This is a genomic window from Pseudoclavibacter helvolus (assembly GCF_049707175.1).
GTDB classification, from domain to species: Bacteria; Actinomycetota; Actinomycetes; order Actinomycetales; family Microbacteriaceae; genus Pseudoclavibacter; species Pseudoclavibacter helvolus_A.
Map to the genome: position 1 here is coordinate 103,799 of NZ_JBNAFM010000014.1, position 20,545 is coordinate 124,343.

14 protein-coding genes are annotated in these 20,545 nt (G+C 68.2%); 3 read left to right on the forward strand and 11 right to left on the reverse strand.

What is annotated here, in order from left to right:
- Positions 1 to 60: 60 nt before the first annotated feature.
- The 3 genes from ACPYN9_RS12540 to ACPYN9_RS12550 all read left to right on the forward strand — a co-directional run bounded on the left by ACPYN9_RS12540 (position 61) and on the right by ACPYN9_RS12550 (position 4,615).
- Entirely contained in the window at positions 61 to 2,034 is a 1,974-nt protein-coding gene (locus ACPYN9_RS12540; protein WP_424466865.1) for a beta-glucoside-specific PTS transporter subunit IIABC, read from the forward strand.
- Positions 2,035 to 2,124: 90 nt separating this feature from the next.
- Positions 2,125 to 3,558, forward strand: coding sequence for a 6-phospho-beta-glucosidase (locus tag ACPYN9_RS12545; RefSeq protein WP_424466866.1), 1,434 nt, complete (start codon positions 2,125 to 2,127; stop codon positions 3,556 to 3,558).
- 142 nt (positions 3,559 to 3,700) lie between these two features.
- Entirely contained in the window at positions 3,701 to 4,615 is a 915-nt protein-coding gene (locus ACPYN9_RS12550; protein ID WP_424466867.1) for a PRD domain-containing protein, read from the forward strand.
- Between the two features lie 148 nt (positions 4,616 to 4,763).
- Here ACPYN9_RS12550 and ACPYN9_RS12555 read toward each other — a convergent pair whose 3' ends face one another.
- The 11 genes from ACPYN9_RS12555 to ACPYN9_RS12605 all read right to left on the reverse strand — a co-directional run bounded on the left by ACPYN9_RS12555 (position 4,764) and on the right by ACPYN9_RS12605 (position 20,402).
- On the reverse strand, positions 4,764 to 5,630 hold the full coding sequence (locus tag ACPYN9_RS12555) for a hypothetical protein (RefSeq protein WP_424466868.1): 867 nt from the start codon (positions 5,628 to 5,630) through the stop codon (positions 4,764 to 4,766).
- A gap of 447 nt (positions 5,631 to 6,077) precedes the next feature.
- Positions 6,078 to 6,962 (reverse strand): hypothetical protein, encoded by an 885-nt coding sequence (locus ACPYN9_RS12560; protein WP_424466869.1) that lies wholly within the window; start codon positions 6,960 to 6,962, stop codon positions 6,078 to 6,080.
- 59 nt (positions 6,963 to 7,021) lie between these two features.
- Positions 7,022 to 8,260 carry a PLP-dependent aminotransferase family protein gene (locus ACPYN9_RS12565; RefSeq protein WP_424466870.1) on the reverse strand — a complete coding sequence of 413 codons (1,239 nt, stop codon included), beginning with the start codon at positions 8,258 to 8,260 and terminating at the stop codon, positions 7,022 to 7,024.
- Between the two features lie 205 nt (positions 8,261 to 8,465).
- Complete coding sequence (locus tag ACPYN9_RS12570) at positions 8,466 to 10,223, reverse strand: dipeptide ABC transporter ATP-binding protein (RefSeq protein WP_424466871.1); 1,758 nt, start codon at positions 10,221 to 10,223, stop codon at positions 8,466 to 8,468.
- A 42-nt stretch (positions 10,224 to 10,265) separates the two neighbouring features.
- Positions 10,266 to 11,135, reverse strand: a complete 870-nt coding sequence (locus ACPYN9_RS12575; RefSeq protein ID WP_424466872.1) for an ABC transporter permease — start codon at positions 11,133 to 11,135, stop codon at positions 10,266 to 10,268.
- Positions 11,132 to 12,199: an ABC transporter permease gene (locus tag ACPYN9_RS12580; RefSeq protein ID WP_424466873.1), complete on the reverse strand. Its 1,068-nt coding sequence runs from the start codon at positions 12,197 to 12,199 to the stop codon at positions 11,132 to 11,134. The genes ACPYN9_RS12575 and ACPYN9_RS12580 overlap by 4 nt, the downstream gene beginning before the upstream one ends.
- A 1-nt stretch (position 12,200) precedes the next feature.
- On the reverse strand, positions 12,201 to 13,856 hold the full coding sequence (locus tag ACPYN9_RS12585; protein ID WP_424466874.1) for an ABC transporter substrate-binding protein: 1,656 nt from the start codon (positions 13,854 to 13,856) through the stop codon (positions 12,201 to 12,203).
- Positions 13,857 to 13,970: 114 nt separating this feature from the next.
- Positions 13,971 to 15,413: an FAD-binding oxidoreductase gene (locus tag ACPYN9_RS12590; RefSeq protein ID WP_424466875.1), complete on the reverse strand. Its 1,443-nt coding sequence runs from the start codon at positions 15,411 to 15,413 to the stop codon at positions 13,971 to 13,973.
- A gap of 532 nt (positions 15,414 to 15,945) precedes the next feature.
- The gene (locus tag ACPYN9_RS12595; RefSeq protein WP_424466876.1) at positions 15,946 to 17,358 is read right to left on the reverse strand and encodes a glycoside hydrolase family 1 protein; all 1,413 of its coding nucleotides are present in this window, start codon (positions 17,356 to 17,358) and stop codon (positions 15,946 to 15,948) included.
- Positions 17,359 to 17,427: 69 nt separating this feature from the next.
- The gene (locus ACPYN9_RS12600) at positions 17,428 to 19,287 is read right to left on the reverse strand and encodes a beta-glucoside-specific PTS transporter subunit IIABC (protein WP_424466877.1); all 1,860 of its coding nucleotides are present in this window, start codon (positions 19,285 to 19,287) and stop codon (positions 17,428 to 17,430) included.
- A 197-nt stretch (positions 19,288 to 19,484) separates the two neighbouring features.
- A complete protein-coding gene (locus ACPYN9_RS12605) occupies positions 19,485 to 20,402 on the reverse strand; it encodes a PRD domain-containing protein (RefSeq protein ID WP_424466878.1) in 918 nt (305 codons plus the stop codon).
- Positions 20,403 to 20,545: the final 143 nt, after the last annotated feature.

The following is a 20,545-nucleotide window of genomic DNA, read 5'->3' on the forward strand; positions in this document are numbered from 1 at the left end:
TCATGTCGTCAGGCTCTCCGCTCGGGAACGTCCCCATCCCAAGCATCAATGGAGAATGCCATGGCCGAAGCAGTCCGCAACTATCCCAGGCTCGCAGGCGAGATCGTCGATCTTGTCGGCGGCGAGCAGAACATCCAGTCGGCCTCGCACTGCGCGACCCGGCTCCGACTCGTCCTCAACGACACCCCCGCGGGTGCGAAGGACAAGGTGGCCGCGCTCCCCGGCGTCATCACGGTCGTCGAGGCTGGCGGCCAGTTCCAGGTCGTCATCGGCTCCCACGTCGGCGAGGTGCACGAGGCGCTCATGTCGAACGCCAACATCTCGAACAACGTGCCGGAGTCGACGGCGCACAAGCCGTCCATCCTGAACCGCGTCATCGCCACCATGTCGGCCGTGTTCGCCCCGTTTGTGTACATCCTCGCCGCCGCCGGCCTCCTTCAGGGCTCGCTCATCATCACGCGCATGATCTGGCCCGCCTTCGAGGGCACCGGCACCGACCTCGTGCTCACGTTCATCTCGTGGACGCCGTTCGCGTTCCTGCCGATCTTCATCGCCATCACCGCGTCGAAGCACTTCAAGGTCAACACGTACATCGCGGTGCTCTGCGCCGCCGCCATCATGAACCCCGACTGGGCGGCGCTCGCAGGCCGCATCGAGGGTGGCGAGACCATCGACTTCCTGGGCATCGCCCTCAACTCGACGACCTACTCGTCGTCGGTGCTGCCGCCGCTGATCCTCGTCTGGGTGCTCTCCTACCTCGAGCGCTTCCTCAACAAGTACCTCCGCGGCGTCGCACAGGCCCTCCTCGTGCCGCTCATCTCCGCCGTCGTCATGGTGCCGCTCGTCCTCCTCGTCATCGGCCCGCTCTCCGCGGCAGGCGCATCCGGCGTCGCCAACGGCTACAACTGGCTCGTCGAGATCGCCCCAGCCGTGGCCGCAGGCCTCATCGGCGCCTTCTGGCAGGTCGCCGTCATCTTCGGCGTGCACTGGGGCGTCACGCCGTTCGTGCTCGACAACTTCGACCGTTTCGGACAGGACTCGTTCCAGGCGTTCCAGACCGCGGCCGTCATCGCCCAGGTCGGCGCCGCCTTCGGCGTGTTCCTCAAGACCCGCAACAAGGAAATGCGCGGCGTCTCCGGCTCCGCAGCAGTCACCGGCATCTTCGGCATCACCGAGCCAGCCATCTACGGTGTGACGCTCCGCCTCAAGCGCCCGTTCCTGCTCGCCTGCGTCGCCGGCGCCGTCGGCGCGATCACGATCTCGTTCTTCGGCTCGCGCTACTACGCCTACGCGGGCCTCCCCGGCATGCTGACCATCGTCAACTCGGTCAGCCCCGACAACCCCAACTCCATCATCGGCATGGTCGTCGGATGCGCGGTCGCCTTCTTCGGCGCCGCAGCCCTCGTGTACTTCATCGGCTTCAAGGACGTCGTCGCCGAGAACCTCCCCACCAGCGACCTCGACCAGGCTCGCCCCGCCGACCCTGCACAGAACAAGCGCTTCGAGACAGCCGTCGCGGCAGCCGGCAGCACCGGCATCGTCGCAAGCCCCCTCGAGGGCCAGGTCCTGACCCTCGCCGAGGTGCCAGACGAGGTCTTCTCCGCGGGTGTCATGGGAGCCGGCGCCGCGATCGACCCCGCAGGCCACCAGGTCGTCGCCCCGTTCGACGGCAAGGTCGTGTCGGTCTTCCCCTCGAAGCACGCGATCGGCCTCATCTCCAACGACGGCGTCGAGGTGCTCATCCACGTCGGCATCGACACCGTGCAGCTGAACGGCGAGCACTTCACGGCGCACGTCGCCGAGGGCGCTGAGGTCACGCAGGGCGCGCTGCTCCTCGAGTTCGACGCCGTCGCCATCAAGGCGGAAGGCTACTCACTCATCACCCCCGTTATCGTCACCAACTCCGGCAGCTACAGCGAGGTCGTCGCGACCGGCGCGGGGGCAGTCGCAGCAGGCGACCAGCTCGCCGTCGCCGTCGCATCCGCCACCGCATCCACCACCACCACCGCTGCCGACGCGGCTGCAACCAAGTAGCCGTCACCCCCTCCCCCGAACGTGTGGGTCGACCGGATGCGCCCGGCCGACCCACACCACCAGCAACGTTCTCGAAAGGACACGCACACCATGAGCAGACTCCCGAACGACTTCCTCTGGGGCGGCGCCGTCGCGGCACACCAGCTCGAGGGCGGGTGGGATGCGGACGGCAAGGGCCCGAGCGTCGTCGACGTCCTCACCGCCGGCGAGCACGGCGTGCCCCGCCGCATCACCGACACCGTCGAGGCCGACGAGTTCTACCCGAACCACGAAGCCATCGACCACTACCACCGCTACCGCGAGGACATTGCGCTGCTGGCCGAAATGGGCCTCAAGTGCTTCCGCACCTCCATCCAGTGGACCCGCATCTTCCCCAAGGGCGACGAGCTCGAACCCAACGAGGCCGGCCTCGCCTTCTACGACAACCTCTTTGACGAGCTGCTCAAGCACGGCATCGAGCCCGTCGTCACCCTCTCGCACTTCGAGGTGCCGTTGCACCTCGCCCGCGAGTACGGCGGCTTCCGCAACCGCGCCCTCGTCGGTTTCTTCGAGCGCTTCGCGAAAGTCTGCTTCGAGCGGTACGCGACGAAGGTCAAGTACTGGATGACCTTCAACGAGATCAACAACCAGCTCGACACCCGCAACGAGCTGTTCCTCTGGACCAACTCCGGCGTGCTCCTCACCCCTGAGGACAACCCGCGCGAGGTCGTGCTGCAGGTCGCACACAACGAGCTCCTCGCATCCGCCCTCGCCGTGAAGGCCGGCCACGACGTCGACCCGAGCCTGCAGATCGGCGGCATGATCTCGCACGTGCCGATCTACCCCTACTCGTGCAACCCGGAGGACGTGTTCGCGGCGCAGGTCGCAAGCCGCGACCGCTTCCTCTTCCCCGACGTGCACGTGCGCGGCCACTACCCGGCCTACGCGGTGCGGGAACGCGAGCGCGAGGGCTTCGACATCGGATGGCAGGACGGCGACGCCGAGATCCTGGCCGCCGGCACCGTCGACTACCTCGGCTTCAGCTACTACATGTCGACCGTCGTGAAGGCGGACGCGTTCACTGAGGAGACCAACGTCAACGGCGGCCTCGCCAACTCCGTACCCAACCCGCACGTGAAGGCGAGCGACTGGGGCTGGCAGATCGACCCCGTCGGCCTGCGCTACGCCCTCAATGTGCTCACCGAGCGCTACGAGCTGCCCCTCTTCATCGTCGAGAACGGCTTCGGCGCGATCGACGTCGTGAACGAAGACGGGTCGATCGACGACGACGCGCGCATCGACTACCTGAAGGCGCATATCGAACAGGTCGAGCTCGCCGTCTCCGAAGACGGGGTCGACCTCATGGGCTACACGCCGTGGGGCATCATCGACGTCGTCTCGTTCACGACAGGCGAGATGAAGAAGCGATACGGCATGATCTACGTCGACCGTGACAACGCCGGCAACGGCACCATGGAGCGCTCGAAGAAGAAGTCCTTCGACTGGTACGCCGGCGTGATCAGCGCCAACGGAACCGGAATCTAGTGTCACTCCCGGGACCCCGCACGTCGGGGTCCCCGGGAACCCACTCGGGCTGCGTCCAAGCGGACGTAGTCTTCATCTGTGCGCCGCGGCTGCACTGACTGCCGCGCCCACCGCATCCACGAACGTGAGGAGGGGAGACCCGATGACGACGACGCAGACGGGAACCCTGCTGAGGGTGTTGAACAACAACGCCGTGATGGTCGACGCTGCGGGCGACCGCATCATCCTCCTCGGCCGCGGCATCGGCTTCGGCAAGCGCCTCGGCGACGCCGTCGAGCTCGCCTCCGCGACCGAGTCGTTCGCCCCCTCCACCGCGCTCGAGCTGCGGCAGCTCGCCGACTTCGCCCGCGAGATCCCCCTCGAGGTGTTCCGCGTGGCCCGGCGCGCCGTCGACCACGCAGAGTCCGACGGCGGCGTTCGGCCAAGCCAGGCCCTGCTGCTCTCGGTCGCAGACCACCTGCACTTCGCCGTCGTGCGCGCGCAGACGGGACTGCGCGTCGACTTCCCGCTCAAATGGGAGATCGCGCAGCTCTACCCGCGCGAGACCCAGCTCGGGCAGGCCACCGTGCGCTTCGCGAACGAGGAGCTCGGCAGCGAGTCCGCCATCGACGCCGACGAGGCGACCGCGTTCGCCATGCACTTCGTCAACGCGCAGTTCGCGAAGTCCGACACCTCGCAGACCGTCGCCATGACAAAGACGCTGCAGAGCGTCGTCGACGTCGTCACCGAGACGCTCGGGGCCGACGCGACCGCCGACCCCACCAACGTCGCCCGCTTCGTCACGCACCTGCGCTACCTGTATGCGCGCATGACCACGAGGACGCAGCTCGACAGCGCACCCCCGCAGCTGTTCACCGCCATCCGCGACTCGTACCCCGAGATCGTCGCCACGAGCGACAGGGTGCGCGACATCATCGAAGCCCAAGGCGGCAAGCTCAGCGAAGCCGAAGTCTGCTACCTCGAGATCCACCTCGCCCGTCTCTCGACGAGCGCCCGGGAACCGCAGGCCGCGCCGCCCGCGGACGGTGAGCCTGCGGCTGCCTCACCCACAGAGTGAGCGTCCAGTTGCGGCCAGCAGGTTGAGCGGCACGACACGACAACCGGCCCTCGGTATGACTCCGGGCCCAGCGACCAGCGGCGCGCGAACGACCTGACAAGCGACTCAGCGACCAGCCGTCAGCCGTCAGCCGTCAGCCTGTCGGCTCTTAGCAGGCGGCGCGGCGCTCCACCGTCATGCCCGTGACGAAGATCGTCTGGTCGTTGTACTGGGTGACTCCGTTGTTCGACGTCGCGACCGTGTAGCCGAGGTTCGAGTAGTGCACTGTGAATGAGCGCACCGGGCCTGCGAAGACGACATCGACCTGACCGCCTGGAGCGTCCTCGTTCTTGTTGCCGTCGGTCGCGTTGTACCAGGGCGAGCCCGCGCGGCCGGTGCCCGTCACCGTCGATCCTGCTGGCACGAGGGCCGTCCAGGTCGCCGCCGATTCGAGCACCACCCCGTCGAGGAAGTCGCGCGTGCTGTTGGCGCCCGACAGCCAGGCGCGGTCGATGTCGGTGATCGAGAACCGCACGTTGTAGAGGTCCTCGTCAAACGCGAACACGACGCTCTGCACGTCGCTCGCGGTGGGCGAGGCGTAGCCGTTGCCGACGCGCTGGTTGATCTGGTAGCCGCGCTGGCCGATGCCGCCGACGTTCTGCGCCGACACGGTGCCTCCCGACGTCTCGGCCCTGGCGTTGCCTGCGAAGGTGTGTTGGATGCGCGCGGTGACGTTCGGCGTGCCGGGCCTGGTCGAGTTCTGTGGGCGGAAGACGGCGGTGCGGGAGAGCTGCGCAGCGCTGCCTCGGCTTGCCGCCGTACCGGTGACCGTCGCGAGCCCCCAGTTGATGCCGACGTCCGGGTCGACACACAGCGTGGAGGCCGAGGCGAGCGGGGCCGAGACGGCGAGGGCGACGACGGGCGCCGACCAGGCCGCCGCGGTCAGCAGGCTGCGGCGACTTGGGGCCCGGGTGGCGGCGGTCTTGGCGGTGTTCCCGGTAATGTTCTCGGCGGGGGTTGCTGCGAGGTTCTGCATGGTCGCGTCTTTCTGAGGGAGGGATGCGGGGGCGGCCAGCTCTGTGGCTCCTGCCGGAGCAGGGCGGCTGGCGGGCCTGAGCTCGTGCGGGCGCACGGAAGATCACCGCGCGTGGGGTGCGCCCGGTGTCGTTGGGGTGCCGTCTGCCGCCGCTTCCGCACCCACGACAATTGCCATCTGGCGTCGTGCTGCGGCAGGTCGCGACGGACTGCCTGACATCGAGAACAGTATGCGAACACATAGACCTTCCGGTTGGTCCGGCGACGGATTCCGCGAAACCTGCGACAGATTCGCGAGTTCTGCACTCGTGCACCGCAGACGAACCTCAGCAACCGACCTCGCATCCGTGCACGTGCACCCACGCCGTTGGCTCGCGGCCATCGCGCCCAGGCACGCCGCATCCACGCGCCTGACCCCACTCCCGGGGCAGCTCCCTCCGCCCGCGCGTCAGTCTCGGCCGAGCGCCTCGATCGCCTGTTGCATGGACAGCACTGAGGCGAAGCCCGCGGCCTTCGCCGCCGCGCGCTTTTGCGCAGGACTGTCACCTGCCGACAGCAGATGACCGGCATACCTTGCGCGAGCCTGGCGGAGCTCGACGGCCGGCGTCAGCCCGACGCTCTCGAACGCACGATGCAGCAGGGAGCGGGAGACGTTCAGCCGCTGCGCCAGCGTGGTCGCCGTGAGCGTGCGGTCAGCGAAGTCGCGAGCGATGATCTGGCGCGCCCCCTCGAGCAGCACGATGAAGCGGTCACCGCCTTCGCTCGCATCCGCCCTGAACCTGCCGACAGACTCCGCGATGCTCGCAAGCAACGCCGACTCGATCGCGATCCGCAGGTTGCCTGCGCCCGGGCCCGCGTACTCCGTGTCCGAGTCGAGGATGCTCGTGACGAGCGCGCGAAGGGCCCGACTGTAGACCGGGTCGGCGACCACCCGAAGCGGGAACTCGCGGATGATCGGCTCGACCGCCGATCGCCGCACCGAGTAGAGGAACGACGTCGTCGCCTCGGAGCTGGCGACGACGTGCGGCTTCCGCGGGTCGAAGAGCAGGAATGACCCCGGGGTCAGCTCGTGCGAGACCCCCGCAATGGTGACGGTCGTCGTCCCCGAGATCGCGGAGAGCACCTGCACCGTCTCGAGCTCACCCTGCGTGATCTCGCCGATCCTGGCCTGCACCGGCGACAGCCGGATCCGCCACATCGCAACCTCGCCCAGGTCGATGGAGGTGACGTCGACCTCGAAGTCCGGTTCAGCCCGCTCGACTTGGTAGCCGCTGAGCTGCGCGAACGCGAACGCACTGCTCCCCCGGTGCCGGTGTCGCTGAGGGGAAGCCACCCGGACATTTTCCCATGTACCGGGGCATTGTTGGACTCAGGCTTCGTCCGAAGCCGACCTCAGCGCTGTCTCGCGACCGCCCGGCCGAGGCGTGCGGCGCCCTCCTGGAGCCGCTCGATCGAGGTGTCCCCGTAGGCGAGGCGCAGGCGCCGCGCGGCGTCCGTACCGGGCCCGGACGGGAAGAACGAGCCTCGCTGGTAGCTGATGCCCTCCGCCGTCGCGTCGTCGGCGAGGCGGTCGGCGTCGATCGAGTCGTCCGCGATACGGGGCCACAGGAAGAGCCCACCCTCCGGCGCATCGATCTCGAAGGCTCCCGGCGCTTCCGCCTCGAGGGCCGCCGAGAGCGCATCCGCCCGCTCCCGGTACAGCGCCCGGGCCGAGTCGAGCGTGTCGTCGAAGAACGTAGGTGTCGAGCCGAGCAGCTCGGCGACGGCGTGCTGCACGAGCTGCGACGAGTGAGAGTCCTGGCGCGCGCGCAGCGACACGAAGTCGGGCACGAGGCGCTCCGGCAGCACGATCCAGCCGAGGCGCAGGCCGGGTCCGAGCGTCTTCGTGAACGTGTTGATGTGGATCACGTGCGACGAGGTGTTGAAGACCTCGAAGTCGAGCGGCTCGCCACGGAAGCCGAGCTCCCGGTAGGGGTTGTCGGCGAGCAGGATGAAGTTGTACTGCTCGGCGAGGCGCACCAGCTCGCGTCGCCCCTCGAGCGTGAGGCTGTGCTGCGAGGGGTTGTGGAAGTCAGGCACCGTGTAGACGGCCGCCGGGCGGGCGCCGGCCACGAGGTGCGCCTCGAGCTCCGCCACATCGAAGCCGTCGCGACCGACCGTGATCGGCAGGATCTTCGCGTCCGAAAGCTCGAGCCCGCGCAGGAACAGCGGGAAGATCGGGTTGTCTACGGCGACGAGGCCGCCCCGCTCGACGACCAGTTGCACGGCGAGCGAGATGCCGTGGAACCCGCCGTTGGTGACGAGGATCCGCGACGCCGGCACGCCCTCACGCGCCGCGATCCACTCGCGCAGCGCAGGCACACCCTCGGTCCGGCCGTACTGCAGCGCCGGGACGCCCGGCACCGAGAGCACCCGCGCCGTCGCGTCGGCGAGCTCGGCGGAGGGCAGAACAGACGGGTCGGGGATGCCCCCGAGCAGCTCGATCGCGTCAGGGTGGCGGTCGCGCAGCGTCGCGTCACCGAAGCCCTTCGGTGCCTTGAACGCGCGGGCGAGCTCCGTCGACGTCCAGGTCGCGGGCTCAGCGGCCGGCGAGCTCTCGGCGCGGTGCTGTGGAGTGGCGGTGGTGGTCATGTGTTGTTCCCTCTCACCCGGGTGCTGCGACCCGGTCGGATTCGAAAAGTGGCAGCGGGCCTCGCCCGCGAGATCTGGCCTGCCGGTGGCGGGACGAGGACGCGGCCTCAGCGCCCCGGCACGCGCATTCGGCGCCCCGGCACGCGCATCCGCCGTTGCCCCGCGGCTCGCCGCAGGAACTGGCGCCCGCTCGCCGGCCAGGACATCAGACGAGCTCGGGAACCTGCACGGCCGGCGCCGGGTTCTCGGCATCGGGAGACACAGCGTGCCCGTAGCGGGGCGCCGGGATCGCGTCGATGAGCGCCCTCGTGTACGGCTGCTCGGGATGCGCGAGCACGTCGGCGACTCGGCCCGACTCGACGACCTTCCCGCCTTGCAGCACCGACACGGTGTCGGCGACCTGGCGCACGAGCGCGAGGTCGTGCGAGACGAACAGGTAGGTCAGGCCCAGCTCGGCCTGCAACTGGAACAGGACCTCGAAGATCTCGGCCTGCACGGTGACGTCGAGCGCCGAGGTCGGTTCGTCGAGCACGAGCACATCCGGGCGCAGGACGAGCGCTCGCGCGATGGCGACGCGCTGACGCTGCCCGCCGGAGAGTGCCCCCGGCTTCCGGGAGAGGAACTCGGCGCCGAGGCCGACCGAGGCGAGCGCCGCCCTAGCCTTCTCGGCTCGTTCGCGCTTGTCGCCCACCTTGTACCGGTCGAGCGGCTCGCGCACGATGCGCTCCACCCGCCAGGTCGGGTCGAGCGACGTGAAGGGGTTTTGGTACACGAGCTGCAGGTGCCTGCGGATTTCGCGGAGTTGCTTCGGCGAGCTGCCGTCGACGCGCTCGTCGCCCACCCGGACTTCGCCCGCGTCGGCCTCTTCGAGGCCGAGCAGGATGCGCACGGCAGTCGTCTTGCCCGAACCAGACTCCCCCACCAGGGCGTGCGTCGTGCCCGCCTTGACCGCGAACGACACGTCGTCGAGCGCGGCCACGCGCCTCGCACCGACCGAGAAACTCTTCGAGACCCCCGCGACCGCGACCTGGTCGACGGACCCGCCGCGCCCTTCCCGCTGGAGCAGCGAGCCGTAGCGGTCTGGGTTCAACGCAGGCGCATCCTGACGCAGGCGAATCGTGTACGGCGACGTCGACTCGGTGAACACCCGCTCTGTTGCGCCAGACTCCTGCACCTCGCCGCCCTTCAGGACGACGATCTTCTGCGTGCGCTCGGCGGCGATCGCCAGGTCGTGCGTGATGAGCACCAGTCCGATGCCGAGCTCGTTCTGCAGCTCGCTGAGCACCCCGAGGATCCGCTTCTGGATCGTCACGTCCAGCGCACTCGTCGGCTCGTCGGCGATGAGCAGGTCGGGGCTCGGCAGCACAGCCAACCCGATGAGGACTCGCTGCAGCATGCCGCCGGAGAGCTGATGCGGGTACGACTCGTAGACCCGCTTCGGGTCGGGCAGACCGACCCGCTCGAACGTGGCGAAAATGAGCTCCCGCTGCTCTTCCCGGGAAAGCCCGTCGACCAGGTCAGCGGCCTCGTGCGCCTGCGAGCCGATCGTGCGTACCGGGTTGAGCGAGTTCGCCGGGTCCTGCGGCACGAAACCGATGCGCGCGCCCCGCAGCGGCCGGAATTGCCGCGGCGAGTAGGCCAGCACATCCTTGCCCTCGAAGCGGATGCTGCCGGCCGCCCGCCCGCCGTCCGGCAGGAGGCGCAGGATGGCTCGGGCGATGGTGGACTTGCCCGAGCCCGACTCGCCGATGAGGGCGAGGCTCTCGCCACGGTTCAGCGTGAAGCTCACGCCGGAGACGACCTCGCTCTTGCCGTAGGCGACCGACAGGTTCTCGACCTGCAGGAGCGGCTGGTCGTTGCCGGAGCCCGATGCCGTCCGCGCGGACTCGGGCGCCTGCGCCGGCGCCTGTGCCTGCGCCTGTCCCGGTGCCGGTGTCTTCGGGGATGCGTGTTCGGAAGTCATGGCGTGCCTCTCTTCGTCTGTTCGCTCAAGGTCGGCGTGCGGTCAGGAGGTTTGCCGGAGCCACCGGCTGATGCGGTTGACGGAGAGCACCGTCGCGATGGTGACGACGGCCGGCCACAACACGAGCCATGGGGCGCGCGGGTAGTCCTTGCCGTTGGAGATGAGGAGTCCCCAGTCGGACGCGGGCGGCGGGTCGCCGTAGCCGAGGAACGCGAGCCCCGCGATGACGAGGATCGACAGGCCGAACTGCAGCACCGCGAGCGCGAGCACCGAGCGCGACGCGTTGGGCAGCACGTGGCGGGCGAGCACGTGCCACTTCGATCCGCCCTGCAGGTACGCGGCCTCGACGAACGTGGCCCGCCTCGTCTTCAGCACCTCCGAGCGCATGACGCGCGCGAAGACCGCGACGGCTGAGACGCCGGTTGCGATGGCGGCGTTGATGGTTTGGAAGCCGAGCGACGACACGATGACCACGGCGAGCAGGAAGCTCGGGATCGCGAGCAGCACATCCACGAACCTTGCGAGCACGGTGTCGGTCCACGAGCCGATGAAGCCGCCGATGAGACCGATCGCGCCGCCCACGACCACGCCGATGACGACGGCCACGAGGGCCGAGGAGATCGACGATTGCGTGCCGAACACAACCCGCGCGAACTGGTCGCGCCCCAGGTGGTCGGTGCCGAACCAGTGCTGGAGGCTCGGCGCGAGGAACTTGTCGGCGGGCACGCCGTCGACGGGGCTGTACGACGTGAAGACGCCGGGCAGCAGCGACCAGGCGAGCACGAGGGCGATGACCACAAACGACAGCACGACGGTCGGCGGGAGGATGCCGATGGCGCGCACCTTGAACGCGGCCCGCGGCGTGCGGCCGCCGGTGGCGCTGGGTGCGGCATTCAGGACTGCGGACGTCATACGATGCTCGCCTCTTCCTTGAGTGGGGAGTCGGACGGGGCGGATGCGGACGCGGAGGTGGATGCGGGGCCGCGGGTGGAGGCGTCCGCGTCGGAGATGACGGGGCCCCCCTTCTTGCGGTTGCCCTCGATGTCGACGCGCGGATCGAGGATCGGGTACGCCAGGTCGGCGAGGAGATTGACGACCACGAAGACGACGGCGGCCAGGCCGACGACCGCCTGCAGCACAGGGAGGTCCTGGCTCGACACCGCGCGCTGCACGATGCTGCCGATGCCGCTGCGCCCGAAGACGGCCTCTGTGATCAGCGAGCCGCCGAGCAGCTCGCCCACCGTCAGCGCGAGCACCGTCACGGCAGGGAGCGCAGACGGCTTCAGCAGGTGGCGCGTGAAGAGCCGTCCCTGCGTGAGGCCACGCGACCGAGCCACCGATGCGTACTCCTGCGACGACGCGTGGTCGAGGTTCGTGATGAGCACCTCGGCGATCTGGGCGGAGACCGGGATGCCGAGCGCGACGGCGGCGAAGAACGTCGCCCATCCGCTCTCCGGATCGACGATGCGGAACAGGCCGAGCCCAAACGCGAACACGTTGATGAGGAGGAGGCCGATGACGAAGTTCGGCACCGAGAGGAACAGCGACGGGAACGCGCGGAGCAGACCCTGCCCGTAGCGGACCGGCAGCACCTGCGTGCCGAACGCAATGAGCACCGCCAGCACCACTGCGACAAGGAGGGCGCTGCCCGCGAGCGCGAGCGTCGAGGGCAGCGCGTCCCCGATGAGGTCGGCGACCGGGAGGTTCGAGCGCAGCGAGACGCCGAAGTCCCCCACGACGAAGCGCGACAGCGAGCCCCACAGCTGCACGATCAGCGGCTGGTCGAGGCCGTAGTAGGCGACGATGCGGGCGATTTCCTCCTCAGTGAACCCGTTCTCCGGGTTGCGGAGGGTGCTCGAGACAGGGTCGCCCGGCAGCACGCTGATCACGAAGAACGTGAAGACGTAGGCGAGCAGCACGACGATGATCGCCTGTCCCGTGCGCCTCAGTGCGAAGCGCGTGTACCGCCCGCGCATGTCAGCTCAACCAGGCAGTGGCGTAGTTCGCGAACGCCACACCGTCGTAGGTGACGCCCTGCAGGCCAGGCTGCTGCACGTAGATGCGCTGGACGATCTGCGTGATCGGCACGTAGTAGCCCTGCTCGAGGACATACGCCTGGAGGTCATCGGCGAGCTGCGCGCGGGCCTCGGTGTCGCTGGCGGTCGAGATGCCGGTCGCGAAGTCGTTGAGGGTTGTGTCGCTCTCCCCGAGGCCGAACCAGTCCTCACCGCCGTTCACACTCGTCAGCACGCCCGCGACGGTTCCGATGTCGATGAAGCTGCGCGTCGGCTCCTCGACGGCGATGCCCTCCTTGTTCGTCACGCGCTCCCCGTAGGTGATGACATCGAAGGCTTCCAGCTTCACGTCGAACCCGATCCGCGTCAGCTGCTGGGCGATCAGCTCGTCAACGGGCTGCGACGTCGCCAGGTACGGCGTCGGGTGGAGCGTCACCTCGAGGCGCTTGCCGTCCTTGGTGCGCACTCCGTCAGCCCCGGCGACCCAGCCTGCCTCGTCGAGCAGCCGCTCGGATTCTTCGGGGTCGTACGCGAAGGCGGCGGAGTGGTCCCTGGCTTCGGGAACGTTGCTCTGGATGAACGATTCTGCGGCCTGCCAGTCGTCAGTGTAGACGGTGTCGAGGATCTCCTGGCGGTCGATGCCGTGCTGGAAGGCCTGACGCACGGCCGTCTCGCCGAACGGCTCGACGCGGGTGTCGACCGCGAAGCCGTACGCGAAGCCGAGGTAGCGGGGGGTCGCGACCTGGAATCCTTCTGCGCTGAGCGCTTCCAGCTCTTGCGGGGAGGCGTTGTAGCCGACGTCGGCCTGCGAGGACTGCACGGAGGCGGTGCGGAGCGACTGCTCCGCGACGATCTTGTACGTGATCGAGTCGAGGTAGGCAGGGCCGGTGTGCTCGAGCGCTTCAGGACCCCAGTTGTAGTCCTCGCGCTTGGTGAGGACCACGTTGTCGCCCTCCTGCCAGGACTCGACGGTGAAGGCGCCGCTACCGACGGCGTTGCTGAGGTCCGCCTGTCCCTCAGCCGGCAACGCGATGGTCTCGGGGGAGAGCAGGATCGAACCGTGGTATCCGAGGGTGGGGATGAACCCCAGGGTCGGCTTGGTGAAGGTCACCTTGACCGTCGCCGGGTCGACGGCGGTCGCGCTTCCGTAGTTTGCCGACGGGAAGAGGCCGATGCGGTTGATGCCCCGCTCCGGGTCTCCCTTCGCCCAGATGTCGAGGTTCGCGACGACGGCCTCGGCGTCGACGGGCGTACCGTCCGAGAAGGTCACGCCGTCCTTGAGGTGCAGGGTGTACTCGGTCGCGTCGTCGTTCTGCTCCCAGCTCTCGGCGACCCACGGGCTGACGGCACCCTCCTCATCCACGTAGACGAGCTTGTCGGTGACCTGTCGCCAGACCTGACCCTGGTAGCTGGAGATCGACCCGTTGTTGGGAATCCACGTGTCGCCGAGCGAGTCGATGAGGAACGTGATGTCGCCGCCGTTCTGCGGTTCACCGGCTTCCCCGCCGGCCCCTGGGGCGGCGTCGGAGGTCGCGCAAGCGGCGAGCAGCGACATGCTCGCGAGCACGCCGATGGCTGCGGCGAGTTTCCGTCGGAGTCGTGGGTGTCGGTTGGGCATGGTGTGCTGCTTTCTCAGGGGTTCTGCGTGGGTTTTGCGAAGTGGGCGTGGGGTCTTGGTGAGCGGATGCTCGTGGGCGCGCGGGCCGCGCGAGATCAGAAGGTCTTGCCCGGGTCAGATGGCCTTGCCCGGGTTGAAGAGACCGGCGGGGTCGAGGGCACGCTTGATGGCGTGCTGCGCCTCGCGGCTGCGGTCGGAGAGTTCGAGGGCGGCGAGGTCGAGCTTCGAGGAGCCGATGCCGTGCTCACCGCTGACGGTTCCGCCAAGCTCGAGCGCGTACTGCGCGAGCGCGACGGCGGCGTCGTGCAACTGCGGCGGCACGACGGCGGGGTCGGCGCCTTCGGGGATGCGGAGCGTGATGACGGGGTGGAGGTTGCCGTCGCCGGCGTGGGCCACCGCGCCGATCGTCACGCCGAAGCGCTCCTCGACGACCGGGAAGTGGGCGAAGATCTCCGGAATCCGGGACTTGGGCACGGCGATGTCGCCGCCGACGAACCACTCGGCCGGGTCGAAGCCGCGCCCGGAGCGGCGCAGCTCCCAGAGCGCCTCGCCGTCCGCGACGCTCTCCTCGGTGACGAGCCCGCCGACAGCCTCGAGCGCCACCCGCAGGTCAGCTGACTGCTCGTCGATGCCGTAGCCGTCGAGCTCGATGAGCAGCAGGGCTCCCCCGCGTGCGGTGAGCGAGCTGCCGCTGTGCTTGTCGATGTTCTCGAGCGTGCTCGAGTCGATGAACTCGACCACGCTGGGGCGCACCGTGCTGCGCGTGATCGCTGAGAGTGCATCCGCCCCTGCGGCGGTGCTCTCGAAGAACGCCGACACCGTGCGGCGGGCGACCGGGATGGGGCGCAGGCGCACGGTCGCCGCGACGACGATGCCCAGGATGCCCTCCGACCCCACGAAGAGGGAGACGAGGTCGAGGCCGGTGACACCCTTGATGGAGCGGTGGCCGACGTGTACGAGGCTGCCGTCGGCGAGCACCACGTCGAGCGCGAGGATCGACTCGCGCGTGACCCCGTACTTTGCGCAGCGCAGACCGCCCGCGTTCGTAGCGATGTTGCCGCCGATCGACGAGATGTCCCAGCTGGCCGGGTCGGGGGCGTAGAAGAGGCCGTACGGCTCGAGGTGTCGGTTGAGGTCGGCGTTGATGACGCCAGGCTCGACAACGGCGACCTCGTCGAGCGGGCTCACTTCGACGACCCGATTGAGGCGCTCGGTCGAGACGACCAGCTGCGCCTGGTCGGCGGTCGCACCACCAGCCAGGCCGGAGCCGGCGCCGCGCGGGATGACGGGCACGCCGTGTTTCGCCGCAGCACGAACCACCGCCTGCACCTCATCTGCGGAAGCGGGGAACGCGACGGCAGGGCCGAGCTCGATGCCGGCGAGACGCGCCCGTGTGCTCGCATCCACCGCGTACTCACGCGTCTCGGCTGACGGCACCCGCACCTCGAGCTGCGGCAGTTCGGCCGTAAGCTCGCGGAGCACACGCTGCAGCGGCTCGGCTGTCTCAGCTGGTGAGCGCTGGGCGGTCGACGCGGGGGTGGCGAGCTCGGTGGGCATGCTGGCCTTTCGATGGAACGGGGAACGATCCCTCGAAAGGTACGGAAGCCCCAGAGCCGTGAACAGGCACCCTCGTCGCATCCCTTCGCGGGGCGTTGCCGGGCTTCAGACAGCGTCACGTTTCGTAACGAGCGGCGCCACGGGAAAGGCTGGCGTCGCAGCGAGATCGCTTCGTCAACGACGCCGCGGCTCCGTACTGCCGGGTCTCGGCTCTCGGCTCTCGGCTCTCGGGTCTCGGCACACTGCGCCAGCCGGACGTGTGCCCGGAACTACTGTCCGATCGCAGTGCGATATTGCGTCGAACTGGCCCTTTCGAGCCGCCGGGGCCCGATATTGCACTGTGATTGGTCAGTGCACGCCGGCAAATTGGCTCGGCCCCGGCTCGGCCCCGGCTCGGCCCCGCCCGATCTCCGGCAAGACGCCGAAGGCGGGCCGCGCGATGTGCGCGACCCGCCTCTGCGAGTGCCGAACTCCGGCATCCGGCATCCGAGCCTCACGGGCCGGGATGCCGCGGCTCGGTATGCTCTGCCAGCTACGCCTGCAGGCTGCCGCCGTTCGTGCGGATGACCTCGGCGTACCAGTCGAACGACTTCTTCTTGTAGCGCTCGAGCGTGCCGGAGCCGTCGTCGTTGCGGTCGACGTAGATAAAGCCGTACCGCTTGCTCAGCTGCGCCGTGCTCGCGGAGACGAGGTCAATGCAGCCCCAGGTCGTGTAGCCGAGTAGCTCGACGCCGTCGGCAATCGCCTCGCCCGCCTGCACGAGGTGGTCGTTGAGGTAGGAGATGCGGTAGTCGTCCTCGACGGTCTTGACCCCGTCGACCTCGACGAGCTGGTCTTTCGCCCCAAGCCCGTTCTCGACGATGAACAGCGGCTTCTGCCACCGCTCCCAGAACTGGTTCATGACGATGCGCAGGCCGGTCGGGTCGATCGCCCAGCCCCACTCGCTCTTCTCGAGCGTCGGGTTGGGCACACCCATGATGATGTTGCCGCTGCCGTCGGCCTCCACGGGCTCCGCCGACTCGGCGATGCTCATGTAGTAGCTGAACGAGATGAAGTCGACCGTGTTCTTGAGGATCTCGCGGTCTTCATCGGTGATGTTGAGGTCGATGCCCTTCTCGCGGAAGAGTCGCAGCGCGTACCCCGGGTACTCGCCGCGCACGTGGACGTCACCAAACATGAGGTTCGAGTGGTCGGCCTGCATGACGGCGAGCGCGTCGGCGGGCGACGGCGTGAGCGGGTAGGTGGGCAGGGCGATGAGCATGCAGCCGACCTGCGCGCCCGGCGCGACCTCGCGGGCGACCTTCGTGGCGAGGGCCGACGCGACGAGCTCGTGGTGCACGGCCTGGTAGAGGTCCTGCTCGCTGAGCTGTTCCTTGGGGGTGAGGATGCCGCCGCTCATGAGCGGGGCGTGCAGCACCGAGTTGATCTCGTTGAACGTCAGCCAATACTTCACGCGGCTGCCGTAGCGTTCGAAGAGCACCCGCGCGTAGCGCTCGTAGAACCCGATGAGCTCGCGGCTCACCCAGCCGTCGTACTGCTGCGCGAGGTGCAGCGGCGTCTCGTAGTGGGAGATGGTGACGAGCGGCGCGATGCCGTGCTTCTCGAGCTCGTCGAGCACGCGGTCGTAGAACGCCAGACCCTCCTCGTTGGGTTCGAGCTCGTCGCCCTTGGGAAAGATCCGGCTCCACGCGATTGAGAAGCGGAACGTCTTGAACCCCATCTCGGCGAAGAGCGCGATGTCCTCCGCGTAGCGGTTGTAGAAGTCGATGCCGACGTGTTTGAGGTTGTCGTCGGTGGGCTCCTCGGTGGGAGGAGCCACGATGCCCTTCGGCATGACGTCCTGGATGGAGAGGCCCTTGCCGCCGTCGAGGTACCCGCCCTCGAGCTGGTTGGCGGCGGTCGCCCCGCCCCAGAGGAATCCGTCGGGGAAGTTCGTTGTCGTCATACGCTCGTGTCCTTCTTTCTGCGATGCGTTCGTGTGTGCGTTGGTGAGGAGGTAGAGGCGTGGATGCGCCTACTTGGCGAGTGCGACGGCTTCGACCGACTTTGCGAGGTAGAGCGCCTCGCCGTGCGCGACGGGTCCGGTCACCTGGCTCGTGATCTCGGGGTAGAGGTCGGCGTTGGTGATGATGACGGGCGTCGTGACGTCGTACCCCGCCGCCTTGACGGCGTCGAGGTCGAACTCGATGAGCAGCTCGCCCGCGGTGACGGCCTGGCCGGACTCGACCTTCATCGAGAAGTGCTGGCCGTTCAGCTTCACCGTGTCGACGCCGATGTGGATGAGCACCTCAGCACCGTCGGCGTGGCGCAGCCCGATGGCGTGCCCCGTGGGGAATGCGGCAGCGACGACCCCGTCGAACGGTGCGTAGACGGCGCCCGAGCTCGGGATGACCGCGGCGCCCTTGCCGAGCACTCCGCCCGCGAACACGGGGTCGGAGACCTCGCTGAGCGCGACGGCCGTGCCGTCGAGCGGGCTGCGGACCTCGAGGTCGTTGCTTGCCTCGGCGGCCGGAGCATCCTCATCCACCGGGTCCTTGAAGCCCAGGATGACGGTCAGCAAGAACGGCACGACGATCGCGACCGCGGTGCCGATGAAGAGCATGATGATGTTGCCCTGGCTGAACAGCGCCGGCAGTGCGAGCAGCGACGGGACGGCGAGCGCGTTGGCAGCCACGCCGCCAGCCGAGATGATTGCGCCGCCGATGACGCCGCCGACGATGCCGTAGATGAACGGGCGCTTGAGCGGCAGGTTGATGCCGTAGATGGCGGGCTCGGTGACGCCGGCGAGGAAGCCGGAGAGCGTCGCGGGGGCGGCCAGCGACTTGATGCGCTTGTTGCGGCTGCGCACCCAGACGCCGGCGACGGCGGCTGCCTGCGCCGTGACGGCTGCGTAGATGGGGGCGGCGAGGTAGATGAAGCCCGTGTTCTGGTACTCGAGAACCATGATCGGGGAGACGCCCCAGTGCAGTCCGAAGATCACGAAGACCTGCCAGAGCCCACCCATGATGGCGCCGCCAGCCCACGGCGCGACCGAGAAGACCCAGCTGATGCCGTCGGAGAGGCCGCCGCCGAGGAAGGATGAGATCGGCCCGATGACGAGGAAGATGAGGGGCACGAGCACCGCGACGACGATCATGGGCGTCACGAAGCGGCGCACCGCAGAAGGGAGGCGCTTGAGCAGGAAGCGCTCCATGTGGCTCTGCAGCCAGACGGCGACGAGGATCGGGATGACGCTCGAGACGTAGTTGACCATGATGACGGGGATGCCGAAGAACGTGATGCCTTCAGCGCCGGCCATCGCGACGATCGAGGGGTAGACGAGCGCGCCGGCGATGGCGAGCGACGTGTACTGCTCCGCCTTGAAGTACTTGGCGGCGGCGATCGCGAGGGCCAACGGCAGGAAGTTGATGAACGCGTCGGAGAGCGCGTTGAGGATCGCGTAGGTGCTCGTGTCGGTCGCGATCCAGCCGAAGGTCGCCGCTGCAGCGAGGAAGGCCTTGAGCAGGCCGGTGCCGGCGAGTGCCCACAGGATGGGGGTGAAGATCGCGGCGATGAGGGCGATGAAGCGGTTGAGGAGGTTTCCCTTCTCGCCGTCGTCGCTCGCGTCGCTGGCCTGGGTGCCTGCGACGAGGCCTGAGATCTTGCCGAGTTCGGCGTACACCTCCGGCACTTCGTTGCCGATGACGACCTGGTACTGGCCGCCCGCTTCCGCGGTGGTGATGACGCCGGGGATGCTCTTGACCGCGGTCTTGTTGATCTTCGCGTCGTCCTTGATCGTGAAGCGGAGGCGGGTCATGCAGTGCACGACCGACTTGACGTTCTCTTCGCCGCCGACTCCCTTGAGCACGTCGGCTGCGACTCTTGAGTGATCCATGGGACCGCTCTCCTTCTTCCGCCTGTGGCGGCGTTCAGTCTGGAGCCCTCGGCGCGCATCCGGCCCTCACGGGGAAGTTTTGGGCAACAAAAAAACCTGAACTCGAACACCGCCATTTCGGCGATATGAGTTCAGGTTTTGCCCGCTTGACCGGTAACAATCCAAGGATTCCGCAGGACTTCGTTGCCCTGCGCAGGTCACTCTAGCATCGGCGCCACGTCGGTGCCATAGGCAATGTGCTGCGCGAGGCGTTCGATGTGGACGGTCACGTAGAGCAGTTCCTCGTCGGTGAGCTCAACGCCCGTGGCCTCTCGCACGTAGCTCTTCACCTGCTCGGCGATCGCAAACGACCGTGGGTAGGTGCGCTTCGTGAAGTCGAAGAACGAGGAGTCGGTGGAGCGCAGCATGCTGCGAGACACGAGCCGCTGCAGCAGGAACTGGATGTGCAGCACGAAGCGCGCGTAGTCGTGGCTGTCGACGTCGAGGTCGACGCCCAGTCCGGCTTCCACGGTCACGACGACGTGCTGCACGCGTCGGAACAGCAGCGCCGAGGTGCCGTCTGGCTCGTCGCGTGTCGAGTTGAGCACGTGCATGGTGAGGAAGACGGCTTCCTCCGGCGGCAGTTCTCGGTCGAGGGCGTCGGAGATCACCTTCGCCATGTGCTTCGACGCGGCGAACTCCTGCGGGTGCAGCACTCGGAGCTCGGGCATGGACGTGGCGGGGATGCGGATGCCCTTGTCCAGCCGTTCGAGCACGTATTGGATGTGGTCGATGATGGCGAGCGGGAGGCGCTTGCCGAGGTCACGGCCGAGCATCCGCTCCGCCTCGTCGACGGCCCCCATGACGGCTTCGACGACGGCGTAGGGGACGGCGCTGAGCAACTGCAGGGCCTGGTCACCCTCGCTGCCCGTGGCGAGCACGAACGTCTTCTCGACGCGGGTGGGGTCGATGAGGTCGCCCGGCTTCAGTTGGAAGCCGAGCCCGCGCCCCATAAGCACGCGCTCCTGCCCTGCCGCGTCGATCTGGATCACAACGTTGTTGTTGATGACCTTTGAGATGCCGGGTGTCGGGGAGTTGCCTGCGTTCGGGGAGCTCCTCCTGCGGGATTCGCCCATGCGGGCATTCTATTGCCCCCGCGTACGCGCAAGGAGGGCCGTATGCCGGGCCGCGTTTTAGGGAACAAAAAAGCCGGGGTTGGTGGGTGAGGAGCATCGCTGCTCACTCACCTACCAACCCCGGCTCATCGAAGAAGTCCGGC

What these genes read in the sequence shown, in the direction of transcription:
- ACPYN9_RS12540 (WP_424466865.1), top strand. Translation starts at nt 61, where the DNA reads ATGGCCGAAGCAGTCCGCAACTATCCCAGGCTCGCAGGCGAGATCGTC.
- ACPYN9_RS12545 (WP_424466866.1), top strand. Translation starts at nt 2,125, where the DNA reads ATGAGCAGACTCCCGAACGACTTCCTCTGGGGCGGCGCCGTCGCGGCA.
- ACPYN9_RS12550 (WP_424466867.1), top strand. Translation starts at nt 3,701, where the DNA reads ATGACGACGACGCAGACGGGAACCCTGCTGAGGGTGTTGAACAACAAC.
- ACPYN9_RS12555 (WP_424466868.1), bottom strand. Translation starts at nt 5,630, where the DNA reads ATGCAGAACCTCGCAGCAACCCCCGCCGAGAACATTACCGGGAACACC.
- ACPYN9_RS12565 (WP_424466870.1), bottom strand. Translation starts at nt 8,260, where the DNA reads ATGACCACCACCGCCACTCCACAGCACCGCGCCGAGAGCTCGCCGGCC.
- ACPYN9_RS12570 (WP_424466871.1), bottom strand. Translation starts at nt 10,223, where the DNA reads ATGACTTCCGAACACGCATCCCCGAAGACACCGGCACCGGGACAGGCG.
- ACPYN9_RS12575 (WP_424466872.1), bottom strand. Translation starts at nt 11,135, where the DNA reads ATGACGTCCGCAGTCCTGAATGCCGCACCCAGCGCCACCGGCGGCCGC.
- ACPYN9_RS12580 (WP_424466873.1), bottom strand. Translation starts at nt 12,199, where the DNA reads ATGCGCGGGCGGTACACGCGCTTCGCACTGAGGCGCACGGGACAGGCG.
- ACPYN9_RS12585 (WP_424466874.1), bottom strand. Translation starts at nt 13,856, where the DNA reads ATGCCCAACCGACACCCACGACTCCGACGGAAACTCGCCGCAGCCATC.
- ACPYN9_RS12590 (WP_424466875.1), bottom strand. Translation starts at nt 15,413, where the DNA reads ATGCCCACCGAGCTCGCCACCCCCGCGTCGACCGCCCAGCGCTCACCA.
- ACPYN9_RS12595 (WP_424466876.1), bottom strand. Translation starts at nt 17,358, where the DNA reads ATGACGACAACGAACTTCCCCGACGGATTCCTCTGGGGCGGGGCGACC.
- ACPYN9_RS12600 (WP_424466877.1), bottom strand. Translation starts at nt 19,287, where the DNA reads ATGGATCACTCAAGAGTCGCAGCCGACGTGCTCAAGGGAGTCGGCGGC.
- ACPYN9_RS12605 (WP_424466878.1), bottom strand. Translation starts at nt 20,402, where the DNA reads ATGGGCGAATCCCGCAGGAGGAGCTCCCCGAACGCAGGCAACTCCCCG.